At 70.4% G+C, this 22,548-nt stretch carries 21 protein-coding genes and 1 tRNA gene; 19 read left to right on the forward strand and 3 right to left on the reverse strand.

The features are described 5' to 3' along the window. Positions 1–78 precede the first annotated feature (78 nt). The 6 genes from ABD893_RS11420 to ABD893_RS11445 all read left to right on the forward strand — a co-directional run bounded on the left by ABD893_RS11420 (position 79) and on the right by ABD893_RS11445 (position 5,121). Positions 79–164 (forward strand) — tRNA-Leu (locus ABD893_RS11420). A gap of 118 nt (positions 165–282) precedes the next feature. Further along, on the forward strand, positions 283–1,680 hold the full coding sequence (locus ABD893_RS11425; RefSeq protein WP_345079948.1) for an MFS transporter: 1,398 nt from the start codon (positions 283–285) through the stop codon (positions 1,678–1,680). Next, positions 1,677–2,495: a ChbG/HpnK family deacetylase gene (locus tag ABD893_RS11430; protein ID WP_345079950.1), complete on the forward strand. Its 819-nt coding sequence runs from the start codon at positions 1,677–1,679 to the stop codon at positions 2,493–2,495. Before ABD893_RS11425 ends, ABD893_RS11430 begins: the two co-directional genes overlap by 4 nt. Continuing rightward, positions 2,492–3,721 carry a CehA/McbA family metallohydrolase gene (locus ABD893_RS11435; RefSeq protein WP_345079952.1) on the forward strand — a complete coding sequence of 410 codons (1,230 nt, stop codon included), beginning with the start codon at positions 2,492–2,494 and terminating at the stop codon, positions 3,719–3,721. Before ABD893_RS11430 ends, ABD893_RS11435 begins: the two co-directional genes overlap by 4 nt. 42 nt (positions 3,722–3,763) lie before the next feature. Beyond that, positions 3,764–4,231, forward strand: a complete 468-nt coding sequence (locus tag ABD893_RS11440) for a tRNA (cytidine(34)-2'-O)-methyltransferase (protein ID WP_345079954.1) — start codon at positions 3,764–3,766, stop codon at positions 4,229–4,231. Next, positions 4,228–5,121: an RNA methyltransferase gene (locus tag ABD893_RS11445; protein WP_345079958.1), complete on the forward strand. Its 894-nt coding sequence runs from the start codon at positions 4,228–4,230 to the stop codon at positions 5,119–5,121. Before ABD893_RS11440 ends, ABD893_RS11445 begins: the two co-directional genes overlap by 4 nt. Positions 5,122–5,167: 46 nt before the next feature. Here ABD893_RS11445 and ABD893_RS11450 read toward each other — a convergent pair whose 3' ends face one another. Both ABD893_RS11450 and ABD893_RS11455 read right to left on the reverse strand, forming a co-directional pair. Next, positions 5,168–5,671, reverse strand: coding sequence for a hypothetical protein (locus ABD893_RS11450; protein ID WP_345079961.1), 504 nt, complete (start codon positions 5,669–5,671; stop codon positions 5,168–5,170). A gap of 142 nt (positions 5,672–5,813) precedes the next feature. Next, complete coding sequence (locus ABD893_RS11455) at positions 5,814–6,092, reverse strand: DUF5703 family protein (RefSeq protein ID WP_345079964.1); 279 nt, start codon at positions 6,090–6,092, stop codon at positions 5,814–5,816. A 132-nt stretch (positions 6,093–6,224) separates the two neighbouring features. On the opposite strand from ABD893_RS11455, the gene ABD893_RS11460 reads away from it, so the two are divergent. From ABD893_RS11460 to mshC, 3 genes are all read left to right on the forward strand, one after another. After that, positions 6,225–6,551: a DNA primase gene (locus ABD893_RS11460; RefSeq protein WP_345079967.1), complete on the forward strand. Its 327-nt coding sequence runs from the start codon at positions 6,225–6,227 to the stop codon at positions 6,549–6,551. 163 nt (positions 6,552–6,714) lie between these two features. Beyond that, positions 6,715–7,587, forward strand: coding sequence for an undecaprenyl-diphosphate phosphatase (locus ABD893_RS11465; RefSeq protein ID WP_345079970.1), 873 nt, complete (start codon positions 6,715–6,717; stop codon positions 7,585–7,587). A gap of 34 nt (positions 7,588–7,621) precedes the next feature. Continuing rightward, positions 7,622–8,872, forward strand: coding sequence for a cysteine--1-D-myo-inosityl 2-amino-2-deoxy-alpha-D-glucopyranoside ligase (gene mshC / locus ABD893_RS11470; RefSeq protein ID WP_345079973.1), 1,251 nt, complete (start codon positions 7,622–7,624; stop codon positions 8,870–8,872). A 75-nt stretch (positions 8,873–8,947) separates the two neighbouring features. On the opposite strand, the gene ABD893_RS11475 is transcribed toward mshC, so the two are convergent. Next, complete coding sequence (locus ABD893_RS11475; protein ID WP_345079976.1) at positions 8,948–9,757, reverse strand: PAC2 family protein; 810 nt, start codon at positions 9,755–9,757, stop codon at positions 8,948–8,950. A 106-nt stretch (positions 9,758–9,863) separates the two neighbouring features. Between ABD893_RS11475 and ABD893_RS11480 the strand changes: the two genes are divergently transcribed. The 10 genes from ABD893_RS11480 to ABD893_RS11525 all read left to right on the forward strand — a co-directional run bounded on the left by ABD893_RS11480 (position 9,864) and on the right by ABD893_RS11525 (position 22,532). Further along, positions 9,864–10,979, forward strand: coding sequence for a site-2 protease family protein (locus ABD893_RS11480; protein ID WP_345079979.1), 1,116 nt, complete (start codon positions 9,864–9,866; stop codon positions 10,977–10,979). Between the two features lie 101 nt (positions 10,980–11,080). After that, complete coding sequence (locus tag ABD893_RS11485) at positions 11,081–12,148, forward strand: tRNA (adenine-N1)-methyltransferase (RefSeq protein ID WP_345079981.1); 1,068 nt, start codon at positions 11,081–11,083, stop codon at positions 12,146–12,148. 26 nt (positions 12,149–12,174) lie between these two features. Then, positions 12,175–13,764, forward strand: coding sequence for a proteasome ATPase (gene arc / locus ABD893_RS11490; RefSeq protein WP_425548377.1), 1,590 nt, complete (start codon positions 12,175–12,177; stop codon positions 13,762–13,764). Next, positions 13,761–15,446: a depupylase/deamidase Dop gene (gene dop / locus ABD893_RS11495; RefSeq protein ID WP_345079986.1), complete on the forward strand. Its 1,686-nt coding sequence runs from the start codon at positions 13,761–13,763 to the stop codon at positions 15,444–15,446. The genes arc and dop overlap by 4 nt, the downstream gene beginning before the upstream one ends. Before the next feature lie 21 nt (positions 15,447–15,467). After that, entirely contained in the window at positions 15,468–15,659 is a 192-nt protein-coding gene (locus ABD893_RS11500; RefSeq protein WP_345079989.1) for a ubiquitin-like protein Pup, read from the forward strand. Positions 15,660–15,663: 4 nt separating this feature from the next. Beyond that, positions 15,664–17,097 (forward strand): Pup--protein ligase, encoded by a 1,434-nt coding sequence (gene pafA, locus ABD893_RS11505; RefSeq protein WP_345079992.1) that lies wholly within the window; start codon positions 15,664–15,666, stop codon positions 17,095–17,097. Positions 17,098–17,190: 93 nt separating this feature from the next. Continuing rightward, entirely contained in the window at positions 17,191–18,129 is a 939-nt protein-coding gene (locus ABD893_RS11510) for an FKBP-type peptidyl-prolyl cis-trans isomerase (protein ID WP_345079995.1), read from the forward strand. A gap of 64 nt (positions 18,130–18,193) precedes the next feature. After that, positions 18,194–18,577, forward strand: coding sequence for an FKBP-type peptidyl-prolyl cis-trans isomerase (locus ABD893_RS11515; RefSeq protein ID WP_345079998.1), 384 nt, complete (start codon positions 18,194–18,196; stop codon positions 18,575–18,577). Between the two features lie 188 nt (positions 18,578–18,765). Further along, positions 18,766–20,829 carry a primosomal protein N' family DNA-binding protein gene (locus ABD893_RS11520; protein WP_345080001.1) on the forward strand — a complete coding sequence of 688 codons (2,064 nt, stop codon included), beginning with the start codon at positions 18,766–18,768 and terminating at the stop codon, positions 20,827–20,829. A 77-nt stretch (positions 20,830–20,906) separates the two neighbouring features. Further along, entirely contained in the window at positions 20,907–22,532 is a 1,626-nt protein-coding gene (locus ABD893_RS11525) for an SLC13 family permease (RefSeq protein ID WP_345080004.1), read from the forward strand. Positions 22,533–22,548 lie beyond the last annotated feature (16 nt).

Here is a 22,548-nt window from a genome sequence, read left to right on the forward strand (position 1 = left end):
CCCCTGGCAGTGCCGCTTTCGGGTGCGAACCATCCTCGACTGCGTGCTAATCTGCTCTAGTCGCTACGGCGATCACCTGTCCGGGTGGCGGAATTGGTAGACGCGCTAGCTTGAGGTGCTAGTGCCCTTTATCGGGCGTGGGGGTTCAAGTCCCCCTCCGGACACTCAGGAAGAGCCCTGCTCCACAATGTGGAGCGGGGCTCTTCGCATTCCCGATTCCCCGGCGGCGGGAGCTCCGCGCGGCTACGATGCGAGCGACATCCGCCGAGGTGAGGACCTGTCGTGCCAGCATCGCCTGAGGCCCCGCCACCCACCTCCCTGGCGCAGGCGGAGCGCACCCCGCCGTGGCGGTACGCACTGGGCATGTTCGGCACCTCCATCCCGATCACCATGATCAAGAGCTCGATCGTGCTCTTCTACGTGGACATCCTGGGAATGGACGTGCGGGCCTACGCGATCGTGATGATCATCTACGCGGTGATCGACGCGATCGACAACCCGGTCCTCGGCTATCTCTCGGATCGCACCCGCACCCGTTTCGGCCGCCGTCGGCCCTGGTTGCTGATCGGCGCACCACTGCTGGCCGCATCGATGATCGCCCTGTTCAGCCCGCCCTCACACCTCGACGGAATCTCGCTGGTGCTCTGGTTCGCGGTCTTCGCGATCCTCTGCGAGCTGTTCGATTCCCTGCTGAACGCGAACTACGGTGCATTGCTGCCCGAGCTCTTCCCGACCGAGCGGCGGCGCGGCCTCGCCAACGCGCTGCGGCAGGGTTTCCAGCTGATCGCGATGATCATCTCCCTCGCGCTCACCCCGGTGCTGACCACCTCGATCCTGGGGACCGAGGAGACCACCGGCGGTTTCCAGCTCACCGCGCTGCTCTATGGCCTGCTCGCCGTGGCAGTCATCTCCGTGATGGCGCTCGGGGTGAAAGAGAACCCCGATCATGCTCGCCAGCAGCGACCGCGGCTGCTCCCCGGCGTTCTCGAGATCCTGAGGAGCCCGCTGTTCTGGGCGGTGGGGCTGACCAGCGCCTGCTACGGCATCGCCCTCGCCATACTGCTCTCCGGCGTGCAGCTCTACGTCCGCTACACCCTCGCGCTGCCCGTCGCCTACGCCTTCGTGCTGCAGGGGATCGTCATCCTGGTGGCGGCAGGCGGGCTCCCGCTCTGGCTGCGTCTGATCGCCCGGATCGGTGCCCTGCGCGCCTGGCGGGTCGCGTTCCTGGTGCTGGGGGCCTCCTTCGGGCTGCTGTACTTCGCCGGCTCGCTGCCGACCGCGCTCGGTGCAGGCGCCGTGCTGGGCCTGGGATGGTCCGGCATGATGGCGACCAACGACCTGGTCATCGCCAGAGTGCTGGACCTCGACGCCGCCCGGCATGGGGTCCACCGAGAGGGACTGTTCCTCTCTGCCTTCGGAGCATTCGGCAGGCTCAACGGTGCAGTCACCGGTGTGACTCTGGCCTCGCTCGGGCTCCTGTTCGGGTATTACTCCGGTGAGACCCCAGGATCCCAGCCGGGACAGGCCTTCCGGGTGTACCTGTGCCTGTACCCGCTGCTGCTCTGCGCGGTCGGCGCCATCGCCTCGCGCTTCATCCACGTCCCGGAGCCGGGCCCCGACTCGGCAGCACCGCTGGGATCCGCCTCGCGGCGTCAGGATCGCCCCGGGCGCACCTCATGACGCGGCGCCTGGTGATCACGGCGGATGATCTGGGTCGTGATGCGGCGGGGACCGAGATGATCCACGCCCTGCGTGCGGAGGGGGCGATCACCCGGTGCACGCTGATGCCGGTCTCCGCAGAGTCGGAGCGGGCCGCTGCCAGGTTTCGTCGCAGCGGGTTCGCCGTGCAGCTTCATCTCACGCTCAACAGTGACGAGATGTCCTCCCAGTGGCGGCCGCTCAGCGCGGGCAGGACGCTCCGCGATGAGCGCGGGACCCTGCTCGTCGATGCCTGGCGGGTGGAGCGCCTGCTCGACCTCGGTCAGGCTCGCGCAGAGCTGGATGCACAGCTGGCCTGGATGTACGAGGCCGGTCTGACCCCGCGCTCGGCGGACTCCCACGCGGGAGTGCTCTATGGCCTGCGTGGGGGAGAGACGCTGCTTCCGCTGGCCCTGGAGTGGTGCGCCGAGCACCGGCTCGGCTTCCGGTTTCCTCGCGATCCCCAGCTGTACCTGGGAGCAGATCTGCGCACGGAGACGCAGATGCGCCATCGACAGGCGGTCGAGCTCGCCGACTCGCTCGGCGTGCGGCTCCCGGCAGCGATCCTCACCACTCGGCGCACCGTCACCACCTCCGGCGGCTATGAGGCCCTGCGCAGCGAGCTGATCCACGGGCTGCGCCGCCTCCCCGCAGGCACCAGCGAGCTCTTCCTGCACCCGTCGGCGGGCGGGCCGGGGGTCCCACCCCTCCGCGTCTGGGAGGCGCGGCTGCTGCGCGACCCGCACTGGCTGGAAGCCCTGCGCACCGAGCACATCGAACTGGTGGAGGAGTGGTGAGCGGGCAGCGGATCGTCCACCGTCTCGTGCTTGGGCGCGAGCACCAGCAGGCCACGCCACTGCTCACGGTCCCCTTCGAGGTGCCGGCGGGCGCGACGAGCCTGGAGGTGCGCCTGGTCCATGACCGGAAGGCGGCCACGATCGATCTCGGGCTCGAAGGTCCCGCCGGCTGGCGCGGCTGGTCCGGAGGGGCGCGCGAGAGCTTCGTGATCCAGCCTGGGGACGCCACCCCCGGATATCTGCCCGGTGCTCCAGAGCCGGGCCGCTGGGACGTCCAGCTCGGCCTGTACCGGATGCCCGAGCGTCCACTGCCCGTCTCGGTCGAGATCCATCTTCCCTCCCGCTCCCCGCTCCCGCCTGAGCTGCTCGCCCGCCCCCACCGCTCCAGACTCCGGGCGAGCGCTCGCGGGCTGCCGGCGGCGCCGGGCCTGGTCTGGCTGGCCGGGGACTTCCACAGCCATTCCACGCACTCCGATGGCGAGCAGTCCCTCGACGAGCTGGCCGGGCTCGCGGCCGGTCACGGGCTCGACTTCCTCGCCGTCACCGAGCACAACACGGTCTCCCATCTCCCGCACCTCGCCGGTGTCGGGGCCCGCCACGGGATCTCGCTGCTCCCCGGCCAGGAGGTCACCACACCCCAGGGCCACGCCAATGCCTTCGGCGAGATCCCCTGGGTCGACTTCCGGCGCGAACCCTCCCACTGGCGCACCGACGTGGCACGCCAGGGCGGACTGCTCAGCATCAACCACCCGCTGGTCGAGGACACCTCCTGGGGGCACCTGCTGGACCCGCTGCCGCCTGCTCTGGAGCTCTGGCACGTCAGCTGGTTCCTCCACCGCACGGACACCGCACCCTGGGCGCTCATGGCGCAGTGGCCGCAGCAGACCGTCCTGCTGGGCGGCAGCGACTACCACCATCCTCGGCACGGCTATCTCCCCGGCACCCCCACCACCTGGGTGGCGGCGGAGGAGAACTCTCCCCGCGCCATCCTCGAGGCGGCACGGGCCGGGCGCACCGCACTGACCATGCTGCCCACGCAGGATGCCCCGGCACTGGTGCGGCGGGAGGACGAACTGATCGCTCTCGACGCCGACGGGACCGTGCTGAAGGACCTCGAGGGCCGGTCCCAGCTCCTGCATGGTCGCCGCGTGGTGATCCCCGCCACCGGCCACGGGCCCTACCGGCTCGAGACCCCCGCCGGTGAGCTGCTTGCGATCTCGCCGTGAGCGGTGGCGGGGAAGGCACCGCGGCGTGGAAGAATCTGCAGCATGGTCCACGTCTTCCTCCACGAACCGGCGATCGCCGGGAACACCGGCAATGCGATCCGGCTGTCCGCCGTCACCGGCGCGCACCTGCACCTGATCGAGCCGCTCGGCTTCGATCTGGAGGACGCGAAGCTGCGCCGGGCCGGACTCGACTATCACGACCTCGCCGATGTCAGCATCCATCCCGGCATCGAGCAGGCCTTCACCGCGGTCCCCGGCGCACGGGTCTTCGCCTTCACCTCGAGCACCGACGTGAGCTTCGAGAGCATCGAGTACACCAGGGAGGACGTGCTCCTGTTCGGGACCGAGCCGACCGGCCTGCCCGAAGAGGTCATGGCGCATCCGCGCATCACCTCCCGGGTGCGGATCCCGATGCTCCCTGCCCGGCGCTCGCTGAACCTGGCCAACGCGGTCTCGATCGCGGTCTACGAGGCCTGGCGACAGCTCGGCTACGACGGAGCCGGAGCATGAGCCGTCGCCCTGCCCCCGGCTCCGCAGCTGCCGCAGCACCCGCCGTCCGAGGAGGCAGCTCGCGCCTGCCGTCCCGGCTGGACCGGCGCAACGCCCTGTTCCAGCAGTGGCAGGCGCTGCTGACCAACCGCACCAAACGTTCCCGTGCAGGCGAGATGATCATCCAGGGCGTGCGTCCGATCTCGCAGGCGATCGCCCATGGCATCGAGATCCGGGCGCTGCTGACCGACGGGCGGGAGCAGCCCTCGCAGTGGGCACGGGAGCTGCTGCACAGCAGCCCGGCACCCGTCGTGGTGCTCGCCCCGGAGCTGATGGCCGAACTGGGGGAGCGCGAGGAAGGCACCCCGGAGCTGTTGGCGATCGCCACGCTTCCCGCCGATGACCTGGAGCGGCTGCTCCCCGAGCGCGACGACGTGCTGGTCGTCTTCGATCGCCCTTCGGGTCCGGGCAACATCGGCTCGCTGGCCCGTTCCGTGGACGCGCTCGGCGGGACGGGGCTGCTGATCACCGGGCACTCCGCCGATGCCTGGGACCCGGCTGCGATCCGTGCCAGCACCGGCAGTCTGTTCTCGATGCCGGTGCTGCGCCTGCCCTCCCATCGCGAGGTGATGGCGTGGATCGAGGAGCGTCGGAGCCAGGGGGAGCCCTGGACCGTGGTCGGACTCGACGAGGCCGGCGGTCACCAGCTGGCAGACACAGATCTCACCGGGCCCACGCTGCTGGTGGTCGGGAACGAGACGATCGGGATGAGCGCCGGCTGGCGCGAGGCCTGCGATGTGGTCGCCGAGATTCCGATGACCGGCAGCGCTTCCTCCCTGAACGCCTCCGTCGCGGGATCGATCGCGCTGTATGAGTCTCGGCGTCAGCGCCGCGCCGCAGTCGCCGGCTGAGGTCACGCACGTGCTGTCGGACTAAGTGCCGCCCCGGCCCGCGAAGTCAGCCCATGCCGAGCGCAGCACGCACCAGCGGCGCGCCCAGCAGCCCCAGGAAGGGCCCGGCCAGCAGCACAGGACCCAGCGCGAAACGCACCCCGGCACGGCGGGTCACCCCGAGCACCAGCATCCCGATCACGCCTCCCACCACTGCGATCCCGAGCAGTGCCGCGATCAGCACCTCGCCGCCGAGGGCGGCGGACATCAGGACCACCACCGGAAACGTCTTGGCATCTCCCATCCCCAGCAGCGGCGGAGCCAGCAGGGCCACCACGATCGCGCCGAGCCCCAGCACCAGCGCGAGGAGTGCGGCGGTGCTCATGCCCGGACGCAGCGCGGGCACCGCCAGGGCGAGCAACGCCAGCGCCAGGCCGACCGCGCCGGTCAGCAGGGCGACCCAGTGATTCGGCAGCCGCTGCTCCCGGCCATCGACCCAGGCCAGCACGAGCGCAGGCGGCAGGTAGACGACCAGCAGCACAGCGCACAGCAGCAGGAGGCTCAGGGACACCAGGCCATTGCACCAGATCCGTGGGGGCTCTGCTGCTCGCTCCCGCCGATTGTGGACAGAGGACCTGCTCCAGCCCACACCGCTCGGGCCGACACCGCTCGCGTCATCAACCCCCAGACCGCCGCTGGCCAGACCTTCCCTGCTAGAGCGTCGACTCCACCCGGATGATCCGTCGGCGCATCCACACCTTCTGCCCGCCTCCGATGTACAGCCGGGTGCGGGCGTGCTCCCACCGGCCGTACTCCGCCTGCTCGGTCAGCTCGGCGCGCACCTGGCCGAAGGAGGTGCCCCGCGGCACGGTGATGATCTGGAATTCGTAGTCCGCTGCGCGGCGTCCGCGCTCGACGGGCAGGTCTCGCCATCCGCGCGGATCGCTCACGCGCTGGACGCCGGCGACGAGAGGTGTGCGGGGTCGGATCAACGGTTTTCCTCCTGTGGTCGATGACCTGCAACAGTAGCGCTCGGGGGAGCTGCAGGGACTGCGGCGGATTCGTGACCAATGTGTGCACGCTTCCACTGTTCATTCTGCTGTTCGAGGATGTACGGTCCAACCATGAACACGGATCCTCGCTCCGCTCTTGCTGCGCTGATCGCTGCCCTTGAACGTCACTATGAAGCCGCCGCCGGCTCGCGGGGTGATGATGATCCCGCGCTGGAATCCGCCACCGAGCGGCTCGCCAACGCCTTCGACACCTACGACGACGCGCTCTTCGACGCGTACGACGTCGCGACTCCTCTGATCGTCTTCGACGATGATGATGACGACGAGGACGACGATGACGACTTCGACGATCTCGACGACTTCGAAGACGACGAGGACGACGAGGACGACGACTATGAGGATGACGACGGAGAGGACGAAGAGGACGCTCCGCGCTGAGCGCTGAGCTCCTCGAGGACACGTCTCAGAACCTCTACGCAGTCTTCACCACTGCTCCGCTGCGCGGCGCCGGGCTCACCGCCCGGCGCCGCGTACTCTGTCCGGGGTCCGGTGCTGCTGCGAGGCGGCACCGGAGATCCGCTGAATCCATCGAGGAGTGTCCATGTCGTTCATCGAGGCGGTGGTCCTGGGCCTGGTCCAGGCATTGACCGAGTTCCTCCCCGTCTCCTCGAGCGCCCATGTGCGCGTGGTCGGGGAGCTGATGAACCCCGGCGAGGATCCGGGCGCCGCGTTCACCGCGATCATCCAGCTGGGCACCGAGGCTGCCGTGCTCATCTACTTCTGGAACGACATCACCCGCATCATCGGCAAGTGGTTCAAGGCACTCGCGGGCAAGATCCCGCACTCGGACCCCGATGTGCGCATGGGCTGGCTGGTCATCCTCGGCTCCATCCCGATCGGGGTGCTGGGCCTGCTCTTCGAGTCGCAGATCGACCACAGCCTGCGCAACCTCTACATCACCGCGACGATGCTGATCGTCTTCGGCGTGCTGCTGGGGATCGCGGACCGCATCGCCCCGCAGCGCAAGGAGCTCAAGGAGCTCACCCTTCGCGACGGCATCCTCTTCGGCTTGGCCCAGGCCCTCGCCCTGATCCCGGGGGTCTCCCGCTCCGGCGGCACCATCACCGCCGGTCTGCTGATGGGCTACACCCGTCAGGCCGCGGCCCGCTACGCCTTCCTGCTCGCGATCCCCGCCGTCTTCGCCTCCGGCCTTTACAAGGCGGCCAAGGAGGTCCCGGTGCTGCTGACGGCCGACGGTCGGGCTGCGGCCGCCGCGGCTGGGGAGCCGTCGCTGGTGGCGATCGTGGTCGCGACCGTGGTGGCCTTCGCCGTGGGCTATGCGGTGATCGTCTGGTTCATGCGTCTGATCGAGAACCGCTCGTATCTGATCTTCGTCGTCTACCGGATCGTCGCCGGGCTGGTGCTGCTGGGACTGCTCGGCACGGGGCTGGTCGACCCGCTGGGCGGGTCCTGAACCACCCGACGCCGACGGATCGTATGATCGATTGGTGCAATCCTGGACTTCTCCCTCACTCGACCCGCTTCCTGCCTCCGGCAGGCCGTTACGCCTGTTCGACTCGCGCATCGGCAGGGTCGCGCCGATCACCCCGCTGACCCCCGGACGGGCCCGGCTCTACGTCTGCGGAATCACGCCCTATGACTCCACTCACCTCGGCCATGCCTCGACCTATCACGCCGCAGATCTGATGCGCCGCGCCCTGCACGATTCCGGGCTCGAGGTGGAGATGGCGCAGAACATCACCGACGTCGACGATCCGTTGCTGGAGCGGGCGGACCGGGATGGAGTGGACTGGCAGGAGCTTGCCGCGTCCCAGGTCGAGCTGTTCACCGGAGACATGGCCGCGCTGCGGATCCTTGCCCCGGAGACCTTCCGCTCGGTGAGCGAGGCGATGGACGGAATCATCGCGATGGTGCTCACACTGCACGCGCGCGGCCGCGCCTATCCGGTGGACGCGAGCGATGCCGAGGGGCCGGATTGGTACCTCGACCTCGCGATGGACGGCGCACTGGGCGACGTCTCAGGCTGGTCCGAGCAGCAGATGCTCGACGTGTTCGCCGACCGCGGAGGCGACCCTGAGCGGGAAGGCAAGCGCGGTCCTTTCGATCCGCTGCTCTGGCGTGCTGAGCGTCCGGGCGAACCTGCCTGGGAGGCAGGCGTCCTCGGTCGCGGCCGTCCCGGCTGGCATGTCGAGTGCGTCTGCATCGCGCAGGACGCGCTGGATCTGCCCTTCGACATCCAGGCCGGGGGCAGCGACCTGATCTTCCCCCACCACGACCTCAGCGCCGCCCACTCGGTCGCCCTCGGCCGTCCGTTCGCCACCACCTACGCGCACAGCGGGATGGTCGGCTATGAGGGCGAGAAGATGAGCAAGTCGCTCGGAAACCTAGTCTTCGTGCACCGCCTGGTGCGCGACGGCGTGGATCCGATGGCGATCCGGCTGGTGCTGATGGCGCATCACTACCGCTCCGACTGGGAATGGTCAGCGCAGGAGCTCGAGCTGTCTGCCTCGCGCCTCGCGAGCTATCGCACCGCGGCCCTGCGCGGAGGGCACTATCCGGGGACAGTCGAGGCGCTGCGCGCCGCGCTGCGCGATGACCTCGACACCGCGAGCGCGCTCGACGCCCTGGACAGCTGGGCCGAAGGAAGGATCTCTGCGCGCTCCGACGACCTGGCCGCCGGGCCCGGAGATGTTGCGGCCGCGGTGGACGCCCTGTTCGGGATCACGCTGCAGGCCTGAACGGCCTCGCGCTGGGCTGAGTGCGCTGGGCTGGTCTGAGCGCGCTGAGCAGGGCTGAGCGGTTCGGAAACCGGCTCAGCCCTGCTCGCGCCGACGCCGCAGGAACTGCTCGAACTCCTCAGCGATGGCCTCGCCGCTGGCCTCCGGCAGACCGGCGGCATCCTGGGCACGCTCCAGCCTGGCCACGTAGTCCGCCACATCCTCATCGGTGCGGGCGAGCTCATCCACGCCCCGCTCCCAGGCCTCGGCATCCTCGACCAGCTCATCCAGCGGGATCGTGGCGTCGACCACCTTCTGCACCTCGCGCATCAGCCCCAGCACCGCCTTGGGGGAGGAGTTCTGGGAGACGTAGTGGGGGACCTGCACCCACGCGCTGGTGGTGCGGAGCCCGGCGGCCGCGGTCCGGCGAGCGAGGACCGTGGGAACGCCGATCGGTCCCGAGTAGTGCTCGGCACCCTCAGCCGCCTGGGCGGGAAGCGTCTCGACCTCGGCGGTGACCGGCAGCGGACGGCTGTGCGGGGAATCCGCGAGCAGCGCGCCGAGCGACACCACCGCGGTGACATCCAGGGTCTGGAGCTGCTCGAGCACCTCGTCGCAGAACCGCTTCCAGTGCAGGGAAGGTTCCGGCCCGATGACCGTGACCAGCTCGGGACCGTTCGGTGGCGTCACCAGTCGCAGCTGGGTATCCGGCCAGTCGATGACCCGCAACCCGCTCTCGTCCGTGCGGATCTCGGGACGATTGACCTGGAAGTCGATGAACTCCTCCGCATCGACCGCGCCGACGGGCCGTGAGGGCCAGACCTCGAGCAGATGCTCGATCACCCCGGTGGCGGCTTCGCCGGCATCGTTCCATCCGCTGAAAGCCGTGATGGCGATTCGACTCATCCCTCCATCATAGGCACCGCAGGACTCCGAGCTGGGGCGCAGGGTGAGCGGATATCCTCAGCCTGCCCAGAGGGAGCCGCCACCCCGGTGGCGGAGGAGATGGATCATGAGAAGCCCCACGCTGCGCCTCGGCGCGCTGCCACCGATCAAGGTGAGCCCCGGGACTCTCATCACCGTGCTGCTGCTGGCCGTCCTGATGTATCCGGCTCTGAGCCGGGGCAGTGCGGACACGGGTCTCGTGGTGCTTCTGGCCATCGGGATCGGGCTGTTCATGATCGTCTCGGTGCTCGCGCATGAAGCCGCGCATGCCGTGACCGCGCGCGCTTTCGGTGCCACCGTCGATCACATCGCCCTGACCCTCTGGGGAGGGCACACGCAGTATCGCGCCCGGCAGATGTCGTCGCTCGGCTCGGTGCTCGTCTCTCTCTCCGGCCCGGCGGCGAACGGCGTGCTGGCCGCGCTGATGGCCGCCGCGACGCAGGTCGCGGGCGAGGGCACCTCGCTCTCGGTCTTCTTCTCCGTCAGCGCCTGGCTGAACCTCGTCCTCGCCCTGTTCAACCTGCTGCCGGGGCTGCCCATGGACGGCGGGAGGGCGCTCGAGTCGCTGCTGGCCGCCGTGCTGAAGAAGCCCGTCCTCGCCACGCAGATCACCGCCTGGCTGGGCCGGGCCATCGCCGTCGCGGTGGTGGCCTACCCCCTGGTGCAGATCATGCGCACGGGAGGGGCCGGGAGCCTCTCCCTGCTCACCCTGGTGTGGGCGATGCTGATCGCGGGGATGCTCTGGCAGGGCGCCACCCGTGCCTTGCAGGAAGCGACCCTGCAGAGCCGCATCCACACCCTCGCCGCCGCCTCGCTCGCCGTCCCCCTCCGGATCGTCCCCGCGCACACTCCGCTCTCCGCGCTCGGCACGCCTGATCAGTTCGGCCAGGTGCTGCTCCTCGACCGTGACGCCAGCCTCCCGGGCGGTATCGGTCGGGGATACCGGATCGACTCCGAGGCCGCCGCAGCGGTCCCTCCCGAGCACCGGGCGTCCACGCCGGCAAGCGCCGTGGCCGGCTCCGTGGGTCCCCTCGGCAGCCTTCCTCTCGCTCTGCAGGGCGACGCGCTGATCGAGGCGATGCTGGCCCACCCGGCCCCCGCCTACCTGGTCCTGGCCGAGGACGGCGCCGTCCACGGGGTGCTCCTGAGCGCGGAGGTCAACGCAGTCCTGCGCCAGCGGTGAGCATCACGGCACTCCTGCGCCAGCAGTGAACAGCACCGCGCCCCTGCGCCGGCGGTGAACATCACGGCCAGGGCGCGCGCGCGAGCCATATGCTGGAACCCATGACTGAACAGCCGCAGCCCGCCGCCCAGCCCGGGGCGCAGGAGCCCGCCCCCCGGGCCCCGCAGCGCGGCCTGGACCGCACCGGACCCTTCGCCCTGGGAGACAAGGTGCAGCTCGCGGATTCGAAGAACCGCCTGCACACCATCACCCTCAAGCCCGGTGGAGAGTTCCACTCCCACCGCGGCGTGCTCCACCACGACCAGCTGATCGGCGCGGAGGACGGCACGGTCGTGGAGAACACCCACGGCATCCGGTACCAGGCGCTGCGGCCGCTGTACGCCGACTACATGCTCGCGATGCCGCGCGGTGCCGCGATCATCTATCCCAAGGATTCCGCCCAGATCCTGATGTGGGGCGACATCTTCCCCGGTGCCCGGGTGCTCGAGGCCGGCGTCGGCTCCGGCGGCCTGACCACGGCGCTGCTGCGTGCCGTGGGCGCTGAGGGCTCCGTGCACTCGATCGAGCGCCGTGAGGACTTCGCCGAGGTCGCCCGCGAGAACGTGGAGACGTTCTTCGGCGGCCCGCACCCGGCCTGGCAGCTGTCGATCGGCGACTTCCAGGACGTCGCCCCGACTCTCGCGCCCGACGAGCCCGCCGTGGACCGCGTGGTGCTGGACATGCTCGCCCCCTGGGAGTGCGTGGACTCGGCGGCGGAGGTGCTCGTCTCCGGCGGAGTCTTCCTCTGCTACGTCGCCACCGTCACACAGCTCTCCCGCACCGCCGAAGCCCTGCGTGCCCACGGCGAGTTCACCGAGCCCTATGCCTGGGAGTCCTTCGTGCGGCCCTGGCATCTCGAAGGCCTGGCCGTGCGCCCGGAGCACCGGATGAACGCCCACACCGGATTCCTGCTCACCGCCCGCCGCACCGCGCATGGCCAGCCGGCGCTGACCCGCGTCACCCGACCGGCGCCCGGATCCCGGCTGGAAGAGGAGCTGAACCACCCCGATAACGAGGGCTTCGGCGGCTCCGACGGCGAGTGGGGACCGCAGGACGTGGGAGAGCGCGGGGTGGCACCCCGCAAGCTCAAGCGGGCCCTGCGCGATATCCGACAGGGCCGCGATCGCTGATCCCGCCTGGAAAGGGGACGATGACGATGAAGACGTACGCCGAGATGACCGCTGAGCTCGAGCAGCTCGCGACCCATAACGAGCGCCTGGTCGGCGGGCTCCGCGCCGCCCGGGAGCAGATCGTCCAGCTCAAGAGCGATCTGGAGCGCGTCGGTGATCCGCCGAACTCCTACGCCACCTTCCTGCGCCGCAGCGAGGGGAGCACCATCGACGTGCTGCACAACGGCCGCCGGCTGCGGGTCGCGACCGCGGCGAGCCTCGACCTGGAGGCTCTGCGCCCGGGCACCGAGCTGCGGCTGAACGAAGCTCTCGCCGCCGTCGACGCGGTGCCCGCGAGCGATGCCGGCAATGTGGTGCCGGTCGTGGAGTCCCTGGCCGATTCCCGCATCCTCGTCGCCGTCGCCCCCGATGACACCCGGGTGCTGCGCCGCGCCGGCACCCTCACCGACGAACAGCTGCACCCCGGCGACCACGTGCTGGTGGATCTGAAGAGCCAGCTGGTGCTCGAGCGCATCGACCGCGCGGAGATCACGGACCTGGTGCTGGAGCAGGTGCCGGAGGTGTCCTTCGAGCAGATCGGCGGGCTGGGCGAGCAGATCGAGGCGATCCGCGACGCCGTCGAGCTGCCCTTCCTCCAGCAGGATCTCTACCGCACCTACGGACTGCGGCCCCCGCAGGGCGTGCTGCTCTACGGCCCGCCCGGCTGCGGCAAGACGATGATCGCCAAAGCAGTCGCTCACGAGCTCGTGCTGCGCAGCGCCGAAGTGCGCGGGGTGAGCGTGAAAGAGGCGCTGGAGAACTCCGCCTTCCTCAACGTGAAGGGCCCGGAGCTGCTGAACAAGTACGTCGGCGAGACGGAGCGCTCGATCCGCCTGGTCTTCGAGCGGGCCCGCGAGAAGGCCGCCGCAGACCACCCGGTCATCATCTTCTTCGATGAGATGGAGGCGCTGTTCCGCACTCGCGGCACCGGCATGTCCAGTGACGTGGAGACCACGATCGTGCCGCAGCTGCTCGCCGAGATCGACGGCGTCGAGGGCCTGGACAACGTGATCGTCATCGGTGCCTCGAACCGCGAGGACATGATCGACCCCGCGATCCTGCGCCCCGGCCGCCTGGACGTCAAGATCCGGGTGCGCCGCCCCGGAGCGCGGGCAGGCCGCGAGATCCTCGGCCTCTACCTCGACGAGTCGGTGCCCCTGCGCGAGGACCGCGAGACGCTGCTGGACCTCGCGATGCACGAGATCTACGACGACAGCCCGGCCTCCGCCTTCGTCCGGGTCGAATACTCCGACGGCGGTGAGGACACGCTCCATTTCCGCGACTTCGTCTCCGGCGCGACCCTGCGCAACATCGTGGACCGCGCGAAGAAGCTCGCCGTGAAGGACCAGCTCGCCACTGGGCAGATCGGCGTCGGCGCGCAGCACCTGCAGGACGCGATCACCGCGGAGTTCGTGGAGAACGAGGACATGCCCTCCGCCGCGCACCCCGAGGACTGGGCCCGGGTCTCGGGCCTTCCCGGCAGCGGCCGCCGCCGCGTCGAGGCGATCATCCCGCTGCAGGGACGCACCCACGCCGCCGCTGCAGCCGCCGCGACCAGGGAGGAGATCCCCTCATGAGCGAGACCGCCGGTCAGCAGCCCCCGGTCGCCCTGACCACCGAGCGGGTGATGGGCATCGAGACCGAGTTCGGGGTGACCCACGCCGATCTCGAGGACCGCACCCGCGCCGGCGCCGGCAGCTCGATCCTGCTCTCCCACCTCGTGGTCGGCGCCTATGCCCTGCTCGACCCCCAGGAGGGTGAGCGCGGACGTCGAGTGCGCTGGGACTACGGAGACGAGACCCCGCTGCGAGATGCCCGCGGCTTCGAGCTCCAGCGTGCCGCAGCCCACCCCTCCCAGCTCACCGATGAGGTGCGTGATGCCCACGTGCCCAGCGTTGAGCTGGACATCCCGCTCAGCGGGCCCGAGGTCGCCCCGGAGGGGGACGACACCGAGGTGCTCACCTGGGCGACCCAGCGCTCGATCGGGAACGCGGTGCTCAGCAACGGCGCCCGCTGGTATGTGGACCATGCCCATCCCGAATACGCCGCCCCCGAGGTGCTGCGCGCCCGGGAGGCCGTGGTCGCCGACCGGGCCGGTGAAGAGATCGCGCGCCGTGCCATGGCGCTGCTGGCCGCGGCCGACGGCGTCCCCGAGGTCGCGCTCTACAAGAACAACACCGACGGGAAGGGCGCCTCCTACGGCACCCATGAGAACTTCCTGGTGGACCGTGCGGTCCCCTTCGAGCGCGTGGTCGCCGCGATGCTCCCGTTCCTGGCGACGCGCCAGGTGATGGTCGGCGCAGGACGAGTGGGACGCGGCACTCGCGGAGAGCGTCCTGGCTACCAGCTCTCCTCCCGAGCCGACTTCATGGAGGCGGAGGTGGGGCTCGAGACCACCCTGAACCGGCCCATCGTCAACACCCGCGACGAACCGCACTCCGACCCCAGCCGGTTCCGGCGCCTGCATGTGATCATCGGTGATGCGAACCTGCTCGAGGAGTCCACCTTCCTCAAGCTCGGCTCCACCTCCCTGGTGCTCGCCGCGCTCGAGGCGGAACACCGCACCGGCACCGCGATCCTGCCGGACCTCCGCCTGGCCGACCCCGTGGCGGCGGTGCGCACCATCAGCCATGACCCGTCGCTGACCGCCACCGTGCCGATGGCCGATGGCAGGGAGCTCACCGCGCTGCAGATCCAGCGTGCCCACCTGGACGCCCTCGTCGCGGTCGCCGACCGGGCCGATGAGGAGACGGCGACGTTGCTGCGCTCGTGGGGTGAGATCCTCGACCTGCTCGAGCAGGATCCGATGCTCGCCGCCGAGCGTGTGGAATGGGTCGCCAAGCTCCAGCTGCTGGAGCGCTATCGGGCCCGGCACGGCCTGGAGTGGGACGATGCGCGACTGTTCATGATCGACCTGCAGTACTCCGATCTGCGCCCGGGCCGGGGACTGTTCGGCAAGCTCCGCGCCGCCGGTGCGGTGCCCGCACTGGTGAGCCAGGACGAGGTCGACGCCGCGATGACCACCGCGCCCACCAGCACCCGCGCGCACCTGCGCGGCGGACTGATCACCGCCCACCGCGGCAATGTGCCCTCCGCCGGCTGGGACGCGATCACCCTGGCCGGCCCCGAGGGCGGCCACCGGCTGCGCCTGGCCGATCCGCACCTGGGCTCCGCCGCCTGGTGCGCGCTGCACGGCATCGACCCCACCGACGACACCACGACGATCCTCGACGCCCTGCGCCGAGCCGTCACCGACTGAACCGACCACGAAGGAGCACCCATGTCCCAGCAGTCCCTGAACGCCCCCGGCAACGGCCCCGAGGAATCCGGCGACGGCGCCGAGAACGTCACCGGCGGCCAGGTCTTCGCCTCCGCCCAGGCGGCCGACGACCTGCTCGACGAGATCGATTCGGTGCTCGAGTCCAACGCCGAGACCTTCGTCCGCTCCTTCGTCCAGAAGGGCGGCCAGTGACCCGATGAAGCGCCGAGTCGGAGGTCTGGAGACCGAGTTCGGACTGGTGTGCGTGCGGGCCGACGGCTCCCGGGCACTCGAGCCCGAGGCCGCCGCGCGCGAGCTGTTCCGCCCGGTGGTGGCGATGGGTCGTTCCTCGAACGTATTCCTCAGCAACGCCGCACGCCTCTACCTGGACGTCGGCTCGCACCCGGAGTACGCCACCGCAGAATGCGACGACTGGTGGGAGCTGGTCGCCCAGGATCGCGCCGGCGAGCGGATCTTCGCCGACCTCACCGCCCAGGCCAACGAGCGCCTGGCCGCTGAGGGGCAGGACGCCCGCATCCACCTGCTGAAGAACAACGTGGACTCCGCAGGCAACGCCTTCGGCTCCCACGAGAACTTCCTGGTGGACCGCCGCGGCGAGTTCACCCGTCTGCCCCGCTACCTGCTGCCCTTCCTGGTCACCCGCCAGATCATCACCGGCGCCGGGGGAGTGGTGCGCCCGCAGCCGCCGGCCGGCGCCGCACCTGCCGCTGCCGGGACCGCACCGGAGCCGGCGCAGTTCGTCTTCTCGCGCCGCAGCGACCACATGTGGGAGGCCGTCTCCTCGGCCACCACCCGCACCCGGCCCATCATCAACACCCGCGATGAGCCCCACGGCGACCCCACCCGGTTCCGGCGCCTGCATGTCATCGTCGGTGATTCCACGATGAGCGAGGTCTCCACCCACCTCCGCTTCGCCACCACCGACCTGGTGCTGCGGGCGATCGAGACCGGGCGCGCGCTGCCCGAGCTCAGCCTCCACGACGACATCACCGCCATCCGATCCGTTGCCCGGGATCTCAGCGGCTGCGCCCCGATCCCGCTCGCCCACGGCGGCACCACCACCGCGATCGAGGTGCAGCAGCGCTGGCTCGACCACGTCACGCCGCTGGCCGACGAGAGCGAGCAGCAGGTGCTCGAGACCTGGCAGAAGGGGATCGACGCCGTCCGCACCGGGGACCGCAGCTGGGCCGCCACACACCTGGACTGGGCGATCAAGGAGCGACTGTTCCAGCAGGTCACGGAACGTCGCGGGATCGACCTCGGGGACCCCGCCATCGAACGGCTGGATCTCGCTTATCACGACATCGACCCGGCCCAGGGGATCTTCCCCACCCTGCAGCGCCGGGGCCTGGCCCCGTCATCCCTGCCCGAGGAACGGATCGAGGCGGCCAGGACCACCGCCCCCACCACCACCCGCGCGCACCTGCGCGGCCAGGTGGTCACCACCGCCACGCAGCACGGCGTGGACCATGTGGTGGATTGGACCACGATGCGGCTCACGCGCCCGGGCTCGATGCCGGTGCAGGTCCTGGACCCCTTCGCCACCGAGCTGCCCGCGGTCGACGAGCTGCTCGCACAGATCCGGGAGCTGGGCACCAGCACCGGCGCCGATTCGGCTCCCTTCGCCTGAGCGCTGGACCACACCCCAGCTCGCTGTCATCCCCCTGCCCGTACCCTGGTGCCTGCCCCCGCCTGCGGGGCCGCCGATCCGAAAGGCCCTGACTTGATCCGCCGCCGTACGTTGCTCACCACCGCCCTCGCCGCGACCGCCGCCATCGGCCTCGCCGCCTGCACCGACGAGGGCTCCACCGGTCCATCCGACGGTGGCGGCTCCGACGGCGGCGGCGACGTCCTGGCCGGAGTCACCGTGAGCGATGACCTGGGCGCTGAGCCCACCGTCGAATTCACCGCCCCGCTCGAGATCACCGCCGCCGACGCGAAGATCATCACCCCCGGAGACGGCGCCCTGATCGCCGAGGGGGACACGGCCATCTGGCGCAGCCACTTCGTCGACGCCAGCACCGGGGAGACGCTCTCGTCCTGGTGGCAGGGCGCGCCCGCCGGGGGCATGCAGGTCACCCCCGACGGTGCGGGAGAGGTCGCCTTCTCGTTCCTCACCACCGTCCCCGTCGGCTCCCGCTTCGTGATGGCCGGCTGGCAGCAGGGGAGGGACGGCCAGGCCTACTCGCTGCTCCAGGTCGCCGACGTCGACCGCGTCGTCTCCCCGCTGCGCGCCGAGGGCGAGCCCGGAGACCCCTCCGGCAGCTTCCCCACCGTCACCCTCGCCGAGAACGGGGCTCCCACGCTGGACGCCCCGCCCGAGGGTGAGCCGCCCGCACAGACCACCCGCGAAGAGCTCATCGTCGGCACCGCGGACACCACCCGCGCCGGTGACTACCTCACCATGCACTACACCGGCTGGAAGTGGTCCGACGGCTCCCAGTTCGACTCCTCCTGGGACCGCGGGGCTCCTTTCGCCTTCGCGCAGGGCCAGGGTCAGGTGATCCAGGGCTGGGACGAGAACCTCCTGGACCTGAAGGTCGGCTCGCAGGTGATGCTGGTGATCCCCGCCGCCGAGGCCTACGGCGACCAGGGCGAGCTCGCCGGTGAGACCCTGATCTTCGTGGTCGACATCCTCGACGCCGCCCACACCAACGCTTGACCTGCGCGCTCGTCCCGACCATTCTGACCGTTCCTGACCATTCATCACCACAGGAGGAATCCGCATGACCGATCGCACCAAGCCCGAGGTCGAGTTCCCCGAGGGCGACGCCCCCACCGAGCTGATCAGCACCGACGAGATCGTCGGTGACGGCGAGGAGGCAGGCCGCGGCGACGTCGTGGATGTGCACTACGTGGGCGTCTCCCACTCCACCGGCGAGCAGTTCGACGCCTCCTGGGACCGCGGCGAGCCGCTGCGCTTCCAGCTCGGCGTGGGACAGGTCATCTCCGGCTGGGACCAGGGCGTCCAGGGCATGAAGGTCGGCGGCCGCCGCCGTCTCGACATCCCCGCGTCCCTCGGCTACGGCGCCCAGGGCGCCCCGCCGGTGATCGCTCCGAACGAGTCGCTCATCTTCGTCTGCGACCTGGTCGCGGTGCACAAGCGCTGAGCAGCACCGCCGAAGGAGCGGCGGGGGAGCACGCAGGAGGGCAGGAGTCCCTCTTCGCGGCCCCCGCCGTTCCTGTTCCCGATCACTCCCCGCCGGCCGCCGCGCCGAGCCACCCGGGCCGCCCTGCCGCCGCCCGGGCCTCCGGCCTGCGCACCACGGCCGGATTCGAGGTGGTCGAGGAGCTCCCGGTGGCGAGCGTGCGCCTGGTCGGGGTGCTGCCCCACCTGGATCGGCCCTTCGAATACGCGGTCACTCCCGCGACCGCCGCCGCCGGGCCGGGGATGCGGGTGCGGGTGCGGTTCTCCGGCAAGGACACCGAGGGGATCGTGCTCGGCCGGCACGCCGCACCGACCACCGATCGGGCGCTGGCCCCGCTGCACCGCCTGGTCTCCGAGGACGTCGTGGTCCCGCCCGCGCTGATGCGCGTGTGCGAGGAGGTCGCCGAACGCTCCGCCGGGACCGTCGGCGATGTGCTGCGCCTGGCCCTGCCGCCGCGCCACGCCCGCGCCGAGAAGGCCGATCGTGCTGTGGAGGTGAAGGAGCGCGAGGCCGCATCGCTCGCGGAGGCGGAGCCCGGGGGCGCAGAGCCCGACACGTCTGACGCTGACGAGTCCGGCGTGCCTGAGGCTGTCGAGCTCGACGCTGGAGAGTCTGCGCCGGCTGTGCCTGAGGTCGGGGCCGAGCAGCCAGCCCACCCCCGACCCGGCGATCGCTACCCGGGACTGGCTGCGCTGATCACCCGGGCTGGGATTTCGGAGGGCCCCGTGCCCCGCGCGAGCATCACCCTCGATGCCGCCGACAGCTGGACCGAGGTCGCCGCCGATGCGATCGGCGATCTGGCCGCGGGGAAGGGAGCGCTCGCGATCGCCCCCGACCAGCGCGACGTCGCCCGGCTTTCCCGGGTGCTCACCGAGCGCGGCATCGACCACGAGATCCTCGCCGGCACCGAAGGACCGGAGAAGCGCTACCGCACCTTCCGGCGCATTCTGAGGGGCTCCACCAGGGTGGTGCTCGGCAATCGCTCGGCGGCGTTCGCCCCGGTCCAGGATCTCGCCCTGGTGATCTGCTGGGACGAGGCGGATGACCTGCTCGAGGAACCGCGCGCTCCCTACCCTCACACCCGCACCGTCCTCCAGTGCCGCTCCGCCGAAGAACGCTGCGCGCTGCTGTTCCTGTCTGCGAGCGACTCCGTCACGCTCCGCGCGCTCAGCGACCTCGGCTATCTTGCGCGCCTCGAGCCGCTGCCCGCATCGGGCACCGCCGTCCGCCCGCGGATCGTCGCGATGGATGAGTACCTGCGCGAGCGTGAAGGAGCCTCCGGCCGCTCCCGTCTCCCGCAGGAGGCGATGCGCGTGATCCGGCGTGGCCTGGAGAGAGGCTCGGTGCTGGTCCAGGTGCCGCGCTCCGGCTATTCACCGGCGATCGCCTGCACCTTCTGCCGCACCCGCGCCCAATGCCCGCACTGCTCGGCGCCGCTGTCGCAGAACGGTCGCGGCGGGCCCCTGCACTGCCGGGTCTGCGGCCGGCGGGAGGACGGCTACCGCTGCCCCGAATGCGATCGCACCGAGGTGCGCGCGATGGTCATCGGCTCGACCCGCACCGCCGAGGAGCTGCACCGTGCCTTCCCCGAGGCCACCTTGAAGGTCGCCGGCGGCGCTCATGGAGCGCTCGAGGACGACGCGGTCCCGGACCGGGCGATCATCGTCGCCACCCCCGGCGCCGAGCCCGCCCCGCGCACCCGCTACGCCGCCTGCCTGCTGCTGGATGCGGACGCGCTGCTGGGCCGCGCCGCCTTCGATGCGGATGTCGAGGCGGTGCGGCGCTGGCGTGGCGCGATCTCCTTGGTGGCCAGTGCCGACGAGGGGGGAGAGGTGCTGATCGTCGGCACCTCCACCCTCCCCGCGATCCGCGACCTGGTCGCCCACCGCTCCTCGTTCTTCCTGGACCGGGTGCTCGCGGACCGTCAGGAGCTGGACCTGCCCCCGTTCCGACGGGTCGCCGAGATCGTGGGCGACAGGGAAGCCTGCCGAGCATTCTTGGAGAGCGTCGAGCTCCCCGACGCCACCGACGTCTTCGGTCCGGTCGACCTCGAGGGGCCCGACGCCGCTGACCGCGCTCGCGCTGTGGTGCGTATCGAACCGGCTCGTTCCCGAGAGCTCGCCGCCGCCCTGCGCGCCGGTGTCGCCGCCCGCAGCGCCCGCAAGGCGCGGGGCTCGCTGCGCGTGCGACTGGATCCGCCCGACGTGTTCTGAGCATTCCTCCCTGGCGGAGAACACGTTTACCGTAAGGTGATCGACGTCACTGCACCGCTGCGACGGAAGGAACACCGATGACCTCCGCCCCCGATCAGGCCTCGACCACCACCGCAGAGGAGGACCGGCCGGACCTCTCAGAGGGCGAACGCGCCCCCGCCAGCAGCCCCCGCACGCTGCGGGTGCGCCTGCTCGGACTGGTGCTCGGGCTCGTCGTCGCTGTGCTCATCTACGTCATGATGCCCGCCGACGTCCCCCATGCCGCGAAGCTCACGGCCGCCACGGCAGTGCTGATGGCGACGTGGTGGATGACCGAGGCGCTGCCGATCCCCGCCACCGCCCTGGTGCCGCTGATCGTGTTCCCGGTGCTGAACAGCGAAGTCGGCGTCGACGACATCGGCGCGTCCTACGGCAACAACATCATCTTCCTGTTCATGGGCGGATTCATGCTGGCGCTGGGCATGCAGCGCTGGAACCTGCACAAGCGAATCGCCCTCGCGATCGTCGGGGCGATCGGCACCAGCCCCTCGCTGCTGATCCTCGGCTTCATGGTCGCCACCGGATTCATCTCCATGTGGGTCTCCAATACTGCGACGGCGGTGATGATGCTGCCGATCGGCCTGTCGGTGCTGATGCTCGTGAACAAGCTGCGGCTCGAGGACGCCGTCGCGAAGGGGGAGGAGCCCGGCGAGGGTGTGGACCCTGATCCCGAGGGTGGCGCGCGGGACGGCGCCGTCACCCCAGTCACCTCGAAGTTCGGCACCGCATTGATGCTCGGCATCGCCTACGCCGCCTCGATCGGCTCCCTCGCGACCATCATCGGCACCCCGCCCAACGCGCTGCTCGCCGCGCACATGAGCCAGGACTTCGGGGTCACGATCGGCTTCGGTCGCTGGATGCTGGTGGGCGCACCGCTCGCGATCGTGTTCATGATCATCGCTTGGCTGCTGCTGACGAAGGTGCTCTACAAGCCCGAGATCACCGAGATTCCCGGCGGCAAGGAGTTGATCCGCGAGGAGCGCAGCAAGCTCGGCCGGATCTCCTCCGGAGAGACTCGGGTGGCAGTGATCTTCGTGCTCGCCGCAGTGTCCTGGGTGTTCATACCCTTGATCTCCGACGCGCTCGGGCGGGAGGACCCGTGGATCTCCGATGCCGGCATCGCCATGGTGGTGGGGCTGCTGCTGTTCCTGCTGCCGGCCGGGGCCGCCAAGGGCGTACGACTGATGGACTGGGAATCTGCGGTGAAGCTCCCCTGGGGTGTGCTGCTGCTGTTCGGTGGCGGCCTCGCCCTCTCCGCGCAGTTCAGCTCCTCGGGCCTGACCGCATGGATCGGTGAGGTCACCGAAGGCGTCGGCGGCCTGCCCGTCGTGCTGATCGTGGCGATCGTCGCCGCCGGCGTCCTCTTCCTCACCGAGCTGACCTCGAACACCGCCACCGCCGCGACCTTCCTGCCGGTCGCGACGGCCGTCGCCGTGGGGATCGGGATCGACCCGATGCTGCTCGCGGTCCCGGTCGCGATCGCGGCCACCTGCGCCTTCATGCTCCCGGTCGCGACCCCTCCGAATGCGATCGCCTACGGCTCCGGCTATGTGACGATCCCGCAGATGGCCAAGGCCGGAGTGGGGCTGAACCTGATCGGGATCGTACTGGTCACCGCTACCACGATGAGTCTGGCGGTATGGGTGTTCGGTCTCGTCTACTGACGTCCTCGTTGCAGAG

It is taken from the genome of Brachybacterium paraconglomeratum, from assembly GCF_039541415.1.
Classification (GTDB): Bacteria; Actinomycetota; Actinomycetes; order Actinomycetales; family Dermabacteraceae; genus Brachybacterium; species Brachybacterium paraconglomeratum_A.